Origin of the sequence: Paenibacillus sp. FSL R5-0475 (genome assembly GCF_038004585.1) — a bacterium.
Taxonomy (GTDB): domain Bacteria; phylum Bacillota; class Bacilli; order Paenibacillales; family Paenibacillaceae; genus Paenibacillus_AQ.
Genome location: NZ_JBBORK010000001.1, coordinates 3615564 through 3631848, shown reverse-complemented (window position 1 = coordinate 3631848; position 16285 = coordinate 3615564). Strand labels below are relative to the sequence as shown.

Here is a 16285-nt window from a genome sequence, read left to right as displayed (position 1 = left end):
ATGTCGGTGATTGAAAAAGAAGTAAATGAAGTGAAATCCGGTTGGAGAAGTTTTACAAAAGGTAAATGGTCCAAGAAAGTTGACGTTAACAACTTTATCGCTAGTAACATTAAGCCTTATGAAGGTAACGAAGAGTTCCTCGTAGGTCCTACTAGTAACACAACTGAACTGTGGAAGATTATTTCCCAGCTGAGCAAGGAAGAAAGAGAAAGAGGCGGCGTATGGGATGTTTCCCTAGATACTGTCTCCACAATCACTTCACATGCTCCAGGCTACATTGACAAGGACAAGGAACAAATTGTAGGCGTGCAGACTGATGCTCCTTTCAGACGTTCCATTCAGCCATTCGGCGGGATCAAGATGATGGTTGATGCTACGAAGGCTTATGGCTTCGAGCTTCCACAAAACATCGTTGACATGTTCACGAACATTCGCAAAACGCATAACCAAGGCGTATTTGATGCATATACACCAGACATGAGAGCAGTACGTAAATCCGGCGTTATCACAGGTCTTCCTGATGCTTACGGCCGTGGACGTATTATCGGCGACTACCGCCGCATTGCTCTGTACGGTATTGATTTCTTGATTAAAGACAAAAAGCAACAACTAGCTGAGCTTGAAGTTGATTCCATGACAGAAGAAGTAATTCGTTTACGTGAAGAACTGTCCGAGCAAATTCGTGCACTGGGCGAATTGAAAGAAATGGCAGCTGCTCACGGCATGGATATTTCCAAACCAGCGATGAACTTCAAAGAAGCTACTCAATGGGTATACTTTGGATATCTGGCAGCAGTTAAAGAACAAAATGGTGCAGCGATGTCCCTGGGACGTGTTTCTTCCTTCCTAGACATTTATGCAGAACGCGATATTGAAGAAGGTACTTTGACTGAAGAACAAGTACAAGAAATTGTCGATCATTTCGTAATGAAACTGCGTATCGTGAAATTCTTGCGTACACCTGACTATAATGACCTGTTCTCCGGCGACCCTACTTGGGTAACTGAATCCATCGGTGGTATGGCTGAAGATGGAACCACTCGTGTTACCAAGAACAGCTTCCGTTTCCTGAACACCCTGTACAACTTGGGTCCAGCTCCGGAACCAAACTTAACTGTACTTTGGTCCGAAAGATTGCCTGAAGGTTTCAAAAAATATTGTGCTAAGGTTTCTATCGAAACTAGTGCAATTCAGTATGAAAATGACGATCTAATGCGTCCATACTGGGGTGAAGATTATGCGATTGCTTGCTGCGTATCTCCAATGCGTATCGGTAAACAAATGCAGTTCTTCGGCGCTCGTGCCAACCTGGCAAAAGCTTTGCTGTATGCTATTAATGGTGGTAAAGACGAAAAATCCGGAGCACAAGTTGGACCGGAATTCCCAGCTATCACTTCTGAATATCTAGATTATGACGAAGTAATGAAACGCTTCAAACCGATGATGGAGTGGTTGGCTAAGACTTATGTTAACACTTTGAACATCATTCACTATATGCATGACAAATATTCTTACGAACGTATCGAAATGGCACTGCATGATCGCGACATTCTGCGTACAATGGCTTGCGGTATCGCTGGTCTGTCCGTTGCAGCAGACTCACTGAGTGCGATTAAATACGCGAAGGTTAAACCAATCCGTAACGAACAAGGTATTGCAATTGACTTCGAAACTGAAGGCGAATTCCCTTGCTACGGTAACAATGACGATGCTGTAGACAACATCGCAGTAGAATTGGTTGAAACCTTCATGTCTATGATCCGTAAACACAAAACATATCGTGATGCTGTACCGACTCAATCGGTATTGACCATTACTTCGAATGTAGTGTACGGTAAGAAGACAGGTACAACACCTGACGGACGTAAAAAAGGCGAACCATTCGCACCAGGTGCTAACCCAATGCACGGACGCGACAAGAAAGGTGCTCTGGCTTCACTGAACTCTGTAGCCAAACTGCCTTACTCCGATGCACAAGATGGTATCTCCAATACGTTCTCTATCGTACCTAAGGCACTGGGTAAAGACGATGAATCCTGTAAGTCTAACCTGGTACACATGATGGACGGATACTTCCATAATAACGCTCAGCATTTGAACGTTAACGTATTTAACCGTGAACAGCTGATGGACGCTATGGATCACCCTGAGAACTATCCACAATTGACTATCCGTGTATCCGGTTATGCAGTTAACTTCATCAAGTTGACTCGCGAACAACAAATGGACGTAATTAACCGTACTTTCCACGGTTCAATGTAATTTGTTTATATTTATAAAGATCTTTCATTGAGATATGCTCTAAAATATTTGCAAGGAATTACCGCTCTTGTTTCAAGGGCGGTAATATCTTGTTCAAGAATCATTAAAATTTTAAATTTTACGGTCGCGATTAAGGAGAACACAGTCTTAAAGGCAGGGATTCTTCTTCGTGAAAGATGGACTGTTAGTCAGTCCTGGAGAAAGGATGACATCCTATGATTAAAGGTCGCATACACTCCTTGGAAACCTTTGGAACCGTTGACGGACCTGGTATTCGATTTGTCTTATTTATGCAAGGGTGCTTGCTGAAATGCCAGTATTGCCATAACCCTGATACTTGGGCTTTAGATGAAGGTAAGGAAATGACTCTAGAAGAAGTGCTTTCGGAGATCGAGCCATATTTAAACTACTATCGTTCATCCGGTGGTGGGTTAACAGTATCCGGCGGAGAACCAACTTTGCAGGCGCTATTTGTAAAACAATTATTTACGGAAGTTAAGAAGCGTTGGAATCTGCACACCACATTAGATAGTAATGGTTATAACGAAGGTGACAAGATTAATGACCTATTGGATGTTACGGACTTGGTGATGCTCGATTTGAAGCATATTGATGAAGAAGCACACATTAAGTTAACTGGTAAATCTAATGATCGGACCTTGAAGCTTGCACGTTGGCTGTCAGATCATAACCGTAAGATGTGGATTAGACATGTATATGTTCCAGGCATTCATGACCGTGAAGAGGACCTTATCAATCTAGGTCGTTATATTGGAACCTTAAATGGCGTTGAGAAATTTGAAATCTTACCTTATCATCAAATGGGTATCTATAAATGGGAAATGCTCGGCAAGGCTTATGAATTGGATGGAGTGCCATCCCCTACGGATGAAGAAGTTCAGCGGGCGTACCGCTTAGTCGAAGAAGGTCGTAAGCAGACAGCGTTGGTATAATTTATACCTACATTAAGTGGAGCCGTTCCTTCAGTGATTTACTGCTGAAGGAACGGTTTTTTTGTTATGAGGGACGTCTGATGTCATTTAAAGGGGTAATTTTGTATTTTCGCTTTAAAAAAATGATATATTTACAGCTGTTAATTAACCAGTTGGAAATACGTTATGATATATATTGTATCATTGCATTGAGTTTTTATTATTATTTTCAAAGTGTATGTATGGTTAAATTACGCCATAAAGCTTTTAATCGTAATAATTACTGAAATAAAGTTATATTATATTACATATCGTGTAGTTGATTCCGCTTTCATTAGAGATTTTTATCCCTATAGTGGATGAATCTTAACCTTACGAGAATGGAATCTGTTTTCTATAATAAGAAGTGTAAAGCACAACATTATATGGGGGGTCACAAGAAATGAAAAAAGGTATGACTTTGCTATTGTCCCTGATTTTTGTATCATCAGCTTTACTGGCAGGTTGCGGAGGCAACAACAATGCATCTTCTAACAAAGGAGATGGAAACGCTACCGCGACGAATTCAGCGGATGCTACAAATGCTCCAGCAACAGAAGAACCGGTTAGTAGCGAGCCGTTCGAAATGACGATTCGTCACACTCAAATCGGTGCCGACAAACAGAAGCGTTTAGCTATTCTGCAAGAAGTAGTGAAAAAGGTAGAAGGCGATGTACCGGGTCTGACTTTTAAGCTTGATGGAGTAGATTCAGATGTAAACCGTAAAGAAAAATTACGTGGTGAAATGGCTGCAGGTAATCCACCAGAGATCTTCGATCTTTTCGGAAGCCCTGACTCTAAGATCTATGCTAAAGAAGGTAAATTACTCGATCTGACTCCAATCCTAGAGGAACTTGGAATTAAGGATAAATTCTCAAATCTTGATCCTTTCACTTATGAAGGAAAAATTTACGGATTGCCTATCGGTGGATCTGGTGAAGGCTTCTTCTACAACAAAGAATACTACAATAGCAAGGGTTGGAAAGCTCCAACAACATTTGCTGAATTGGAACAACAATTGGCTGACATCAAGGCTGACGGCAAAGTACCTTTGGCTGGTGCATCTAAGGCTGGTTGGGTACCACTTATGCTAGCTAACCACTTGTGGTCACGTTATGCAGGTCCAGATGTAACCGCTAAGTTTGCAACAGGCGAAGCTAAATGGACTGATCCAAACGTTGTAAAAGGTTTTGCGAAGTACAAAGAATGGGTTGACAAAGGATACTTCAAAAAAGGCGAACTTGGTTTCGAGTATGCTGAATATACAACACAATTCACTAGTAGCGAAGCAATCCTCTTGTATGATGGTACTTGGAAATCTTCCGTATTTAAAGAAGGACAATCTGGCGAAGGGTTGATCGGTAAAGTTGGATTCTTCAATATTCCTCCAGTTGATGGTGGCGTAGGTGACCAAACTGCATTGATGCGTGATGTGAACAATGGCTACGGTTTCTCTGCTTCTGCTGAGAAAGATCCACGTCAATTGGCTGCTGTGAAATCTTTCATCAAAAACTTGTTTAACGAAGAAATGCAATTACGTGGTCTTGTTGAAGATGGCGTATTGCCAGCAATGAAGATTGATCAAAACGTGCTGAATGAAAATATTACGGATGATCTGATGAGCGAAATCGTAGGTGTACTTAATAACTCACAATCTTCGTTCCCAGCATTTGACTCACTTGTTCAAGCTGATGTAACTACAGAAATCAGTAACATTCAAATTCAAAAGCTAATTGGTGGTCAGACAACTCCAGAGAAAATGGGCGAAGCTTTACAGAAGGTACAAGAAGAAGCAAACGCAGCAGTTGAATAAGTAGCTGCAAATTGAATGTACCCTGGTGCCAGAACCAGGGTACATTTTTAAACTCAAAGAATTTATGTGTTTGCAAAGATCTAAAACATTCATTGTTCGCCAGATGTCAAAGCAACCGGAGGTAGTCATGAATAAAGCACTAAGAAATCCATTGGTATTTTTCCTTTTTATTCTTCCAGCACTGATCTTGTTCACGATGTTCTTCATCTATCCCATCTTTAGTTCAATCTATTACAGCTTTACTAGCTGGAATGGGGTATCTGACACAGTCAAGTCTGCCGGAATCAGTAATTTTGAGAAGGCATTAGGAGACGAACGATTCTGGATATCTGTCAAAAATAACGGTTTCTTTATTCTTTTCTCCTGTTTTGTACAGGTACCGTTAATCATATTCTTCTCGTTATTGATATCGAATGTAAAGAAGCTAAAAGGCTTGTATAAGACAGCGGTCTTCATGCCTTCTATTATGTCTACAGCAGTTATCGGTATTCTATGGGGCTTCATTTATGAGCCCAACATTGGACTTTTAAATAAGGTTCTAGGCTTAGTTGGTATTGATCCACTATACTGGCTGTCGGATGAAAGATTCGCAATGTTATCCATCCTGATCACGAATGCTTGGCAATGGACCGGATTCTACATTGTAATGGTACTTGCAGCTATTCTGTCGATACCAGGTGAATTGGATGAAGCAGCTGCCATTGATGGCGCAACTGGATTCCAACGTGCTACACGTATCACGCTTCCTTTAATTGTTCCGATCATTTCTGTTGTAATCATGTTGTCCATTGCTGGAGCAATGAAAGCGGCGGATATCGTCATTGTAATGACTAAGGGTGGACCTGCTGGTTCAACCGATGTAATGGCAACTTACATGATTAAATATGCTATCACTAACTTTAAGTACGGGTACGGTAATGCCATTGCAGTCCTGATCTTTGTATTTACATTGGTGGTTACAGCTATTTATCAGCTGCTGATAGCCCGACGCACAGAAAGGATTGAATACTGATGCCACGCGCCCTGAAAAAAAGTCTGCCACACGTCGCACTATTGTCCTATCTACTAGTTATTCTATTTCCTTTCCTGTTCGTGTTATTCTCCTCTGTGAAAAAGGATAACAATGCAATAGCGCTTAACCCTTTTGGGATTCCAAAGGAGTTCGTCTTCAATAACTACGTTGAAGCTTGGGTAAATGCCAAGATCAGCACCTACTTTTTTAACAGTTTGTACATTTCCATATTGGCTTCTGTAGTATCTATCATTCTAGCGTCTATGTTTGCTTTTGCAGTTACTCGGATGCGCCAAGGCAAATGGAATACGATTTTGTTCACCTTAGTTATGGTGGGAATGCTCATTCCAAACAACGCATTGATGCTTCCTATTTATACGATTGTACGTAAGATGGGAATTCTGAATACGCACTGGGCGTTGATTATCCCTTATATCGCGAATGCAATTCCGTTTACGATAATTATATTGGCTGCATTTATGCGCTCGTTGCCTAGAGAAATTGAAGAGGCAGCGGTCATGGATGGGTTGAAGGCACCAGGTATCTTTGCTAAAATTATTGTACCTCTAACCGTACCTGCCATGGTTACTGTATTCATTGTTAATTTCCTGGGCAATTGGAACGAATTCTTGCTGGCAAACTACTTCCTATCAAATGATGAACTACGTACGCTCCCAGTGGGTATGGTTCAATTCCGTGATCAATATCAGATGAACTATGCACAAATGTCAGCGGGTATCGTCTTCAGCGTTCTGCCAGTAATTGTGATTTATGCGATTTTACAGGAAAAAATTATTGAAGGCGTAACTGCGGGTGGCGTAAAAGGATAACTTTTTTTCTCAGTCAGGAGCACTAGCCGATGAATTTGCGCTATAAATTATTTACGGCATTTTTGGGCCTGATAATCATTCCCTTATTTATTCTAGGCATGCTTATGTTTTTCGTGACTTATAACTCAATTGAGAAGAAGTACAGTCAACAGTCGGAATACTCACTCAAAGCAATTAGTTACAGTATTTCAAATGTGTTAAAAGATATGGATAACGTTACAGACAACGGAATTGCTACCTCGGTTTTTCATATGGCACTTAGCGCAGAAGATCCTTCTAATCAAGATTTGACTGATGCTGAGCAACTCAATTTGAATGCAAGCCAGCGCAATTTCCGTAGTCTGTTGTTTAACCATCCATCGATTAGCTATGCTTTTTTATACAATTTTAACGGTAGAGGTAACTCTGAAATCGTGTCGCTTTTTAATAAGGAAAATTTCCGAACGCTACCCTATGATACTTTCAAAAAAAGTGATTTGTACCAGGAAGTAATGGATTTGAATGGCGTGCCAAAATGGCTGGCTCCTCATGAGTATCCCGAACTTACAGGAACTGAACCTGTGTTTACACAAATTCGACTCGTGAAGGAACTGAGCTTCTTTCAGAACATAGGTATTCTTGTTGTACAGATCAAAAATTGGGAGCTCGAATCGATATTTCGCAATTTAAAAATTGGGGATAGTAATCAGGATGTTTCGTTTATGCTAGTAAATGATGACGGAATGATTCTATTTGACCCAGATCAAAAGCTGGATGGGCAGGATATTCAGTCATTCGCGAATAAAGAGATTACCTTCAAAAAAGGGTTTCAGAGTTTTAAAACAGAGTATAACGGGGAGAAAAGTATTCTCTCCATGTATCATTTAAAAGATTATCCCTGGAGTCTAGTGTCTGTAACCTCATGGGACTCTTTATCTCGAGAAGTTACAGTATTTGCACGCTGGTTTGTTGGGGTTATCTTCCTTTGCTTTTTGGCAGCGGTGATCTTCAATCTATTCTTTATGAATCGCATTACTGGTGCAATAGCCGTAATTGTTCGTTTTATGCGACGTGTTGAGGATGGAGATCTAACTTCGCGGGTAGAAGTGAAGGGGAATGATGAGTTAACGCTTCTTGGTAAGGGCTTTAATGATCTTATGGATAAAATTAACCGATTGTTTAACAGAATCCATTTGGAACAGCGTCGCAAGAATCAAGCCGAGATGCGTGTTCTACAGGCTCAGATTAAACCGCATTTTTTATTCAATACGTTAGAGTCGATTAATGTTCTGGCTATACAGAATGAAGGCAAAAAAGTCAGTGAGATGGTCTACCGACTGGCAAGTATTTTACGTATTAGCATTCAGGATCGAGAAGAAATTACACTGGATGAAGAGATTAAACATCTGCGCAATTATTTGGATATTCAAAAATTTAGATTTGAGGATTTATTTGAATACGATATTGATATCCCACAAGAATTGATGAGTTGCGGCATTTTAAAGCTTACTTTGCAACCGCTTGTAGAGAATAGCATTCAACATGGATTTGAGGGTATTGATTACAAAGGTCAAGTTTCTGTGAAAGTTTGGGAGAAGCAAGGGGACTTAATTTTACGAATTGAAGATAACGGTATTGGAATTACACCATCTCAGTTGTCTATTTTCCAATATATTGTGAATGATCCTGTGGAGCAAGAGGTTGAAGTTGAACGGGAAAACCGGATGAATCTTGAACGTAGAGGCCTTGGCATTCGCAGTGTAGCGGATCGCATCCGCATTGAATACGGTGACAGATATGGAATATTTATTTGTTCCAGTCCAGGATATGGTACTATTATTCAATGTGTCATACCTAAATACGAGCAGGGGGAAGATCATTATGCTAAAAGTATTATTGGTAGATGACGAAGCCCCAATTCTGAATAATCTGAAGAGAGTGTTGCCATGGCAGGAGATGGGAATGGAGGTCGTCGGTATGGCGCGAAGCGGTATGGACGCCTTGCGCATTGCTGAAGAGGAGCAACCCGATCTTGTGTTGAGTGACATTCGTATGCCAGTGATGGACGGGTTAACTTTTGTAGGAAAGCTGCGGGAATTGGGATTGGATAGTGAGGTACTGCTTCTTACCGGGTATCAGGAATTTGACTATGCACGGGAAGCGATCCGGCTTGGGGTAAAAGAATACATTTGTAAGCCGATACATTATGAGGAGCTTGGCAATAAGGTACGTGAGATCGGAGCTAATATCCGTAGTAAACAGTTTAAGAATAAACTGTATAATAGTATCCCTTTGTTTCAGGAGATTCCTGAAGTTGACAATGGCAAAAAAACGCCGGATCAGCTAATGAACTTGGCCGCTCAATACATCACTGAACATCTTCATTCAGATATCGGGATTGAGGAAGTGGCGAATAAGATCGGCATTAGTGGCAGTTACTTCTGCCTCTTGTTTAAGAACCGTTTTGCAATGACTTTCGTGGAATACGTAACACAACAACGAATTGAAGCTGCCAAGTTTATGCTTACTAACAGCGATAAGAGCATTACGGTGATTGGTTCCGGAGTCGGTTATCAGGAACGACGTTATTTCACGAAGGTATTTCAGAAGCAGACGGGGATGTCTCCTAAGGAGTATCGTGACCGAAACGCGGTGAGGTCGGCTTCACTCTGAGGATGTTTGGACTTCCGGTCGCTGTTATCCTCGGATTTCTTGATTGGAAACCGCTGCTTGCGGTTGAAATCCGAGGATAAAGGCGAACGCTCCGCTCCTACAGTTCCAAACCTCCTCTCCGTTCCTTCTCCCTCACCACACTTCGTTGTGGGTATGGGGTCATCCCACTCCTGCGGATGTGGGGACTCCCTTGGGAATGCATGGGCTATCGATCAGCCTGCGGCTGTGATAAAGGTACATAAGTTATAACCAATTTAATGATTTTAAACAGTAGAGATGATTATCCTTAGTTATTAAGGATAATCATCTCTTTTTTTATAGAAATATAATATGCTCCCTATACTCCCAAAATTTATCATATGTTTTAATTAGAGTGTAAGAAGGAAGTGCAAGGCGATAGCCAAGCAAGCGTGAAAAAGGCTCTAGATTAGGATGATGGGGAAATGGGGGAACAGAACATGAGTGTGACGAATCCTTCCGTCAGCTTATCAGAAGTAAAAAAACGCGGCAGGGGGAGAGTGCCGAATTTTCTGAGAGTAATGAAGAAATATTGGGTGTTCTATTTGATGATGCTCCCAGCCATTATTATTCTGATCATCAATAACTACATACCGATGTTAGGGACGGTAATTGCTTTTAAGGATATCAATTACCAGAAGGGCATTCTAGGCAGTGATTGGGTCGGGTTCTCGAACTTCAAATATTTATTCTCGACAGAGACGGCGTGGATCATTACAAGAAATACCTTATTGTACAACACTGCGTTTATTGTACTCACACTATTTTTTTCACTGGCTTTTGCGATTATGTTTAACGAAATGCGCAGCAGATGGCTATCGAAATTCCATCAGAGTGCGATGTTTCTCCCATATTTTCTCTCATGGGTCGTCGTCAGTTATTTAGTATACGGCTTTCTAAGTGCAGAGCACGGGTTCATGAACAAGACACTGCTTCCGTTCTTTGGGGTTGATCCAATTGAATGGTATTCGCAGTCGCAATATTGGCCTGGGATTCTAGTGATAGTAAAGCTGTGGAAAGAGATTGGCTATACGACGGTCATTTATATGGCCGCGATCATCGGCATAGATCACGAATATTATGAGGCTGCGCTGATTGACGGTGCTTCTAAATGGAAGCAGATTCGTAAAATCACGCTGCCGCTGATCAGTCCGGTTATCATCGTAATGACGCTACTGCAGATTGGTAGGATTTTTAACGCAGACTTCGGATTGTTCTTTCAGGTGACTAGAAACGCAGGAGCATTATACTCCACTACGCAAGTTATCGACACCTATGTATATCAGACCTTCCTGGCGATTGGTGATATTGGGATGTCCTCTGCCGCGGGTCTCGTTCAATCTATTGTAGGATTTCTACTGATATTCTTAGCAAATCTAGCAGTACGACGAATAAGTAAAGATGATGCGTTATTTTAGAGGGAGGTGGGCGTGTTGAGCCAGACAGAAACTGCAATCGGGCCGTCGGGTCGTACAGGAAAGAGAGCTAAACGGCAAAGACAACCCAATGAAATTTCTAATATCTCCAATTTGTTAATTAATATATTCTTCTGGATCTATACGGCGATTTGTGTGGTCCCACTGATCCTCGTGATTATCGTATCGTTCTCAGATGAACAATCGGTTGTGCAGCACGGCTACAGCTTTTTCCCGAACAAGTGGGATATCTCGTCATATGAATTTCTGTTAAAAGATTATTGGCAAATCATAGATGCGGCTGCCGTTTCCTTATTTGTGACGGTGGTTGGAACGATTCTGAGTCTCGTAATTATGGCAATGTATGCCTATCCTATCTCGCGTGGGGATTTTCCACATCGTAATTTCTTTTCGTTCTTTATGTTTTTTACACTTTTGTTTAATGGAGGCTTAGTGCCCTGGTATCTAGTTTATACTCAAATGATGCATTTGAAAGATACGCTATGGATTCTGATTATGCCACTGCTGGTTTCAGCATTCTTTGTCATCATTTTACGAACCTTTTTTGCAAACACAATCCCGCCGGCACTAGTTGAATCCGCTAAAATTGACGGGGCACCGGAGTTTCGGATCTTCGTTCAAATCATTCTGCCTTTGTCGTTACCGGTGCTAGCTACAGTGGGATTATTTCAAACCTTGGCGTATTGGAATGACTGGTATCTAAGCTTGATCTTTATTTCACCCGAAGGGCATGTCAATCTGCAATATCTAATGTATAAGACGATGTTGAACGTTCAGTTCCTGACTGCAAGCCCTCAAGCGATGGCTGCCTTAGCTGCACAAGGTGTAGAAATCAATCTGCCGACAGAGACAGTAAGAATGGCAATGGCTGTTATTGGGATCGGTCCTATCGTATTCGTTTACTCCTTCTTCCAAAAGTATTTTATCAAAGGACTTACCGTTGGTGCTGTTAAAGGCTAATGAGGATTGGAATGGCTTAATTCGGCGTTCCATGCAAGTGTGTGAACGTCCGATTCAGCATATATAAATATTTTGAGGGAGGTTATGGTGTACATGAAGGCTATTCGAACAAGCACACTTTTAACGCTGATGCTTATCGTAGTACTCAGTCTTAGCTTAGCTGGATGCGGAGGGAATAACGGGAATAATGAAGGAGCCTCACCAGCGCCAAGTGAAAATGCAACCGCTACCAATGCTGTGGCAACAGATGAGCCCGCTGCAGATCCTACAGCTGAACCGGAGAAGAAATTAGATCCTTATACTGTTAAGTTAATCTATGTCGGTGCCGTTCAAAAGGATGAGCAGGTTGTAGAAGACGCTATCAATAAGCTTCTGGAACCTAAAATTAACGCCAAATTGGATATCGCACCGATCGACTGGGGTCCATGGGACAATGATGTTAATCTGAAGATTGCCAGTCAGGAGAAATTCGATATTATTTTTACAGCCCAATGGAAAAATTATGTAACCAATTCAGCTAAAGGTGCTTACCTCCCACTTAATGATGATAACGGCAAGTACGGTAATCTATTGAACGAATATGGCCAAGGGATTCTTAAAAATCTCGACCCGCAATTCTTAAAAGGTTCTGCGATCAATGGTGTGAATTATGCCGTTCCTACGAATAAGGAGCTAGCAGCACAAGGCGGGATCGTTTATCGCTCCGATATTGCTGATGAACTGGGTATTGATATGACGAATGTAAAGACCATTCAAGATTTGGATGCCGTGCTCAAAGTCGTAAAGGAGAAGAGACCAGACCTAACCCCACTGTACTTCAAACAAGGAGAGACCTTTAACTCCCAGTACATGGCGCAGTACGACACGCTAGGTGATGCTTCAATTCCGGGCGTTCTGCTTAAGGATTCATCGGATACTAAAATTCAATCCATGATTGAACTGGACCGTTACAAAGAAATCATTAAACTTACTCGTGAATATATGAAGAAAGGTTATATTAACAAAGATGCGGCCGTGGCTACAAATTCAACGCAAGATGCAATGAAGGCCGGTAATGTCTTTATGACAGTACAATCACTTAAACCTGGTAAAGATAGTGAATTGGCTAATGCTACAGGTTTGGTCGGAAAACTGAAACAAATTGCTTTTAACGAACCGACGATTTCTACTAGTGATGCAGCAGGATCAATGTTAGCGATCTCCGCTTCCTCGGGTGATCCAGCTCGTGCCATGATGGTATTAGATCTTTTGCACACGGATAAAGAAATCAATAATCTGCTCGTATTTGGTGTAAAAGGTGTCCATTATGATGTCGTTAGCGGTGATACGATTAAAGCTACTGAGAAAACGGGTGACTATAATACCGCTGCCGCCTGGATGCTTGGAAGCCAATTCCTGAATCCTGTATGGGAAAGTGAAGCTCCAGACAAATGGGAGCAATTCAAGGCCTTCAACTCCAAAGGTAAAGCTTCTGTTGCGCTCGGTTTTAACTTCGACGCATCCTCTATGAAGACTGAAATGGCAGCTTGTAAAGCTGTTATGGATGAATATGACATCAGTTTGGATACGGGTTCTGTTGATCCCGATACCGTATTGACTAAGTACGCCGACAAGCTGAAGAAAGCCGGACTTGATAAGATTATTGCAGAGAAACAAAAACAACTAGATGCTTTCTTGGCTGCTCAAAAATAAATACTTTAAATGAAACTAAAAGGCTATCCCCGGCATGATTAATGCGCTGGGGATAGCCTTTATTGTACGCTTGGTGAATAGGTTAGCGGAAAGAAGTATCTATTTTTTGCACTACCTGAATGGCAAGTGACCAAGCCTGCTCGGGATCTAGCTTACCTTGCTCGGCTTTGTTTAAATACTCGAGCATATTTGTTTCTACATCGGCGTGGTGCGGACCGTAGTAGGTGGGAACTACTTCTTGTGCTGCTGTAGAGAGGACACGTCCAACCTCAGAATTAGGAAAATAGGGATCAGACAGGTTATGGATCTCGGGATCGTCATAAATTTCGGGCGTGGAGGGAAATGCCCCTTCTGACTTAAATGAAATTAGCTGTTGTGCGGGCTCGGTTAACCATTTGATAAGCGCGAATGACTCCTCTGGATGACTGCCTGTTCTAGGCAAGGTAAGGACGGAACCTCCTCGATTAGCGCTATTTCCTGGGATGGTCGTTACATTCCATAATCCGCTGGCTGTTGGAGCACTACTCTTGATATGATCAATCATCCAAGCCGGACAGAGCATCACTGCAAAGTCGCCGTTTAGCAGACCTGCGCCCCAGCGCTGTGTATCTACAGCAATACCTGCGGATAGATTCAGCTTCAGAGCTTGAATTGCAAAGTCCCAAGCCCCTTTTACTGCTATATTATTTCCTATGATCAGCTCTTGGGAAGTGGGGCTGTAATATTGAAGCTTGGACTGACGCAGAAGGGTTAGATAAAGATTCTCTAAGTCATTGACAAAGGCTTTGCCTGTTGCCTCATGGACTCTAGTGCCGGCTTTGAGGAATTGGTCCCAAGTTTGGATTCGCTTTGCTACTTCTTCAGGTTTGGTAGGGAGTCCAGATAACGCGAAGATGTCAGTCCGATACAACATAGCATAGGGACCAATATCAGTCGGTAATCCGAAGATAAAATCATTACCGAGCACCTCCTGCCATTTCCAACTCAGAAATTGATTCTTTAGATCATTCGCTCCAAATGTTGTTAGATTATAAAAATAATCGGGGAACTGCTTGAAACGATCCAAATAGCTAATATCAATGGCCGCCACATCAGGGGAACTATATCCTGCTGCGAATGAAGTTTGCAGCTTGGCGGGAAGCTGCGTGGAGGTTGAGGTCTGAATATGGATTTCTAGCTCGGGATGCTGCAATTGATACTCTGCTATATGCGGCTCAAGACCTGATCCAGCCGTAAGCCAGATGTTCAGCTGGATCGGGTCTTGAAGGTCGATATCTTCCTTAGAAGGAGAGATCTGGCAACCGCTTGTATGAAGCAGCAATCCAAAGCTTAACAGGATAGTCAACAACTTAGCATTCACATGCAAGAGAACACACCTCGTCTTTATTTGTTGTGCTTCTGAAATTCCTGAGGAGTCATACCCATGTATTTCTTGAATATGAGGCTGAAGTACGCAGGATCTTTAAAGCCAACTAATTCGCTAACTTCGTAAACTTTGAGCGTAACATTATTTAGCAGTTCTATCGCTTTTTGAATACGAAGCTTGGTAAGAAAACTAGAGAAGCATTCTCCTACATCGTCTTTGAACAGACGGCCCAGATAGGTTGGATTCATGTATAATTCATCTGCAATCATTTTGAGAGAGAGGTTCTCTTGGAGTCGCGAATTCATAGCCTCAATCATCATAGAGATTACCCTGCGTGTAGCCTTCACCTGTAGTTGTTCCGTAAGCTGAGGAGAAGCTGAGCACATGGATACATCACTATAATAGATAACGGGTCGGGTACTATCCTTTTTGAGCTGTTGGCATGCCTGCAGGCTCTCATGATAAGCTGTTGCGAGGGCTCCAAGATCATAGTGAGGGTTGGAGACACCCGCGCTGAAAGGCGATTTCAAGAGGCTAGACAGCTTAATCATTATTTCCTGAGTTAGCGCCTCATCGATTCTTTCGGATTGTTCATCGGGATAAAACAACATGATTATCGCTTCTTGCTCCTCTTGAATGCCGACAACATTAGCGTAAAGCGAAAAACACTCTTCTAATATATTGATTACGGCCGCATACATCGCTTGTTCAGACCAGTACTGTGGCATAACATCACCTAGGTGATTTACAGTAATGATGACAAAAGAATGAAAGGGAGGTATGAGCTGTTCTTCAAAGTAGGGTAATGGAATGCCATAAAGTAGATCAGAAAGGCGTTTTTCCCGAAGATTCTTTTCTCGCAGCTGCGAGACTTGCCTGTGTTGCTTCTTCAATTCCAGACGTTCATACACACTTGTTACGACTTCGAGGATATTTTCAACTGAATTTGGCTTGACCAGATATTCTCGTACACCGTACCTTATGGCTTGGCTGGCATAGGAGAAATCCTGATAACCAGTGAGCAGTATCGTCTCGGTGTCAGGGTGACATTCATGGATATGCTTAGAAAGCTCGAGTCCATCCATGCCAGGCATACGTATGTCTGATATTACAAGGTCAATTGTCTGCTCCTTTAACAGTTGTATCGCTTCTAATCCGTTCTCTACTGAACCAATGATGCTAAAATTATGGTTCGCACTTCCCAGCATTTCTGACAGGGATCGTCGGACAAAACTTTCGTCGTCAACAATTAACACTTTCATCACTTCGCCCC

General features: G+C 42.0%; 12 protein-coding genes. 10 read left to right on the top strand and 2 right to left on the bottom strand.

Annotation, left to right across the window (positions count from 1 at the left end):
* The 10 genes from pflB to MKX41_RS16320 all read left to right on the top strand — a co-directional run bounded on the left by pflB (window position 1) and on the right by MKX41_RS16320 (window position 13646).
* Window positions 1–2262, top strand: a complete 2262-nt coding sequence (pflB, locus tag MKX41_RS16365) for a formate C-acetyltransferase (RefSeq protein ID WP_042190525.1) — start codon at window positions 1–3, stop codon at window positions 2260–2262.
* A gap of 215 nt (window positions 2263–2477) precedes the next feature.
* The gene (gene pflA, locus MKX41_RS16360; protein WP_340971884.1) at window positions 2478–3215 is read left to right on the top strand and encodes a pyruvate formate-lyase-activating protein; all 738 of its coding nucleotides are present in this window, start codon (window positions 2478–2480) and stop codon (window positions 3213–3215) included.
* Between the two features lie 421 nt (window positions 3216–3636).
* The gene (locus tag MKX41_RS16355) at window positions 3637–5046 is read left to right on the top strand and encodes an extracellular solute-binding protein (protein WP_042190521.1); all 1410 of its coding nucleotides are present in this window, start codon (window positions 3637–3639) and stop codon (window positions 5044–5046) included.
* Window positions 5047–5173: 127 nt separating this feature from the next.
* Window positions 5174–6058 carry a carbohydrate ABC transporter permease gene (locus tag MKX41_RS16350; RefSeq protein WP_042190519.1) on the top strand — a complete coding sequence of 295 codons (885 nt, stop codon included), beginning with the start codon at window positions 5174–5176 and terminating at the stop codon, window positions 6056–6058.
* Window positions 6058–6888: a carbohydrate ABC transporter permease gene (locus MKX41_RS16345; protein ID WP_042129876.1), complete on the top strand. Its 831-nt coding sequence runs from the start codon at window positions 6058–6060 to the stop codon at window positions 6886–6888. Before MKX41_RS16350 ends, MKX41_RS16345 begins: the two co-directional genes overlap by 1 nt.
* Window positions 6889–6917: 29 nt before the next feature.
* Window positions 6918–8774, top strand: a complete 1857-nt coding sequence (locus MKX41_RS16340; protein ID WP_076284461.1) for a cache domain-containing sensor histidine kinase — start codon at window positions 6918–6920, stop codon at window positions 8772–8774.
* Complete coding sequence (locus MKX41_RS16335) at window positions 8749–9540, top strand: response regulator transcription factor (protein ID WP_340971878.1); 792 nt, start codon at window positions 8749–8751, stop codon at window positions 9538–9540. Before MKX41_RS16340 ends, MKX41_RS16335 begins: the two co-directional genes overlap by 26 nt.
* A gap of 458 nt (window positions 9541–9998) precedes the next feature.
* Window positions 9999–10976 carry an ABC transporter permease gene (locus tag MKX41_RS16330; RefSeq protein WP_256716415.1) on the top strand — a complete coding sequence of 326 codons (978 nt, stop codon included), beginning with the start codon at window positions 9999–10001 and terminating at the stop codon, window positions 10974–10976.
* Window positions 10977–10991: 15 nt separating this feature from the next.
* Complete coding sequence (locus tag MKX41_RS16325; protein WP_231573325.1) at window positions 10992–11954, top strand: carbohydrate ABC transporter permease; 963 nt, start codon at window positions 10992–10994, stop codon at window positions 11952–11954.
* 93 nt (window positions 11955–12047) lie between these two features.
* A complete protein-coding gene (locus MKX41_RS16320; protein ID WP_340971872.1) occupies window positions 12048–13646 on the top strand; it encodes an ABC transporter substrate-binding protein in 1599 nt (532 codons plus the stop codon).
* An 82-nt stretch (window positions 13647–13728) separates the two neighbouring features.
* On the opposite strand, the gene MKX41_RS16315 is transcribed toward MKX41_RS16320, so the two are convergent.
* Both MKX41_RS16315 and MKX41_RS16310 read right to left on the bottom strand, forming a co-directional pair.
* Window positions 13729–15006, bottom strand: a complete 1278-nt coding sequence (locus MKX41_RS16315; RefSeq protein ID WP_340971869.1) for an ABC transporter substrate-binding protein — start codon at window positions 15004–15006, stop codon at window positions 13729–13731.
* Between the two features lie 23 nt (window positions 15007–15029).
* Window positions 15030–16274: a response regulator gene (locus tag MKX41_RS16310; RefSeq protein WP_340971867.1), complete on the bottom strand. Its 1245-nt coding sequence runs from the start codon at window positions 16272–16274 to the stop codon at window positions 15030–15032.
* Between the last annotated feature and the right edge of the window lie 11 nt (window positions 16275–16285).

Bases quoted from the DNA above. Each gene is read 5' to 3' on its own strand.
- MKX41_RS16330 (WP_256716415.1), top strand. From the start codon at position 9,999: ATGAGTGTGACGAATCCTTCCGTCAGCTTATCAGAAGTAAAAAAACGC.
- MKX41_RS16345 (WP_042129876.1), top strand. From the start codon at position 6,058: ATGCCACGCGCCCTGAAAAAAAGTCTGCCACACGTCGCACTATTGTCC.
- pflB (WP_042190525.1), top strand. From the start codon at position 1: ATGTCGGTGATTGAAAAAGAAGTAAATGAAGTGAAATCCGGTTGGAGA.
- MKX41_RS16340 (WP_076284461.1), top strand. From the start codon at position 6,918: ATGAATTTGCGCTATAAATTATTTACGGCATTTTTGGGCCTGATAATC.
- MKX41_RS16320 (WP_340971872.1), top strand. From the start codon at position 12,048: ATGAAGGCTATTCGAACAAGCACACTTTTAACGCTGATGCTTATCGTA.
- MKX41_RS16350 (WP_042190519.1), top strand. From the start codon at position 5,174: ATGAATAAAGCACTAAGAAATCCATTGGTATTTTTCCTTTTTATTCTT.
- MKX41_RS16355 (WP_042190521.1), top strand. From the start codon at position 3,637: ATGAAAAAAGGTATGACTTTGCTATTGTCCCTGATTTTTGTATCATCA.
- MKX41_RS16335 (WP_340971878.1), top strand. From the start codon at position 8,749: ATGCTAAAAGTATTATTGGTAGATGACGAAGCCCCAATTCTGAATAAT.
- MKX41_RS16310 (WP_340971867.1), bottom strand. From the start codon at position 16,274: ATGAAAGTGTTAATTGTTGACGACGAAAGTTTTGTCCGACGATCCCTG.
- pflA (WP_340971884.1), top strand. From the start codon at position 2,478: ATGATTAAAGGTCGCATACACTCCTTGGAAACCTTTGGAACCGTTGAC.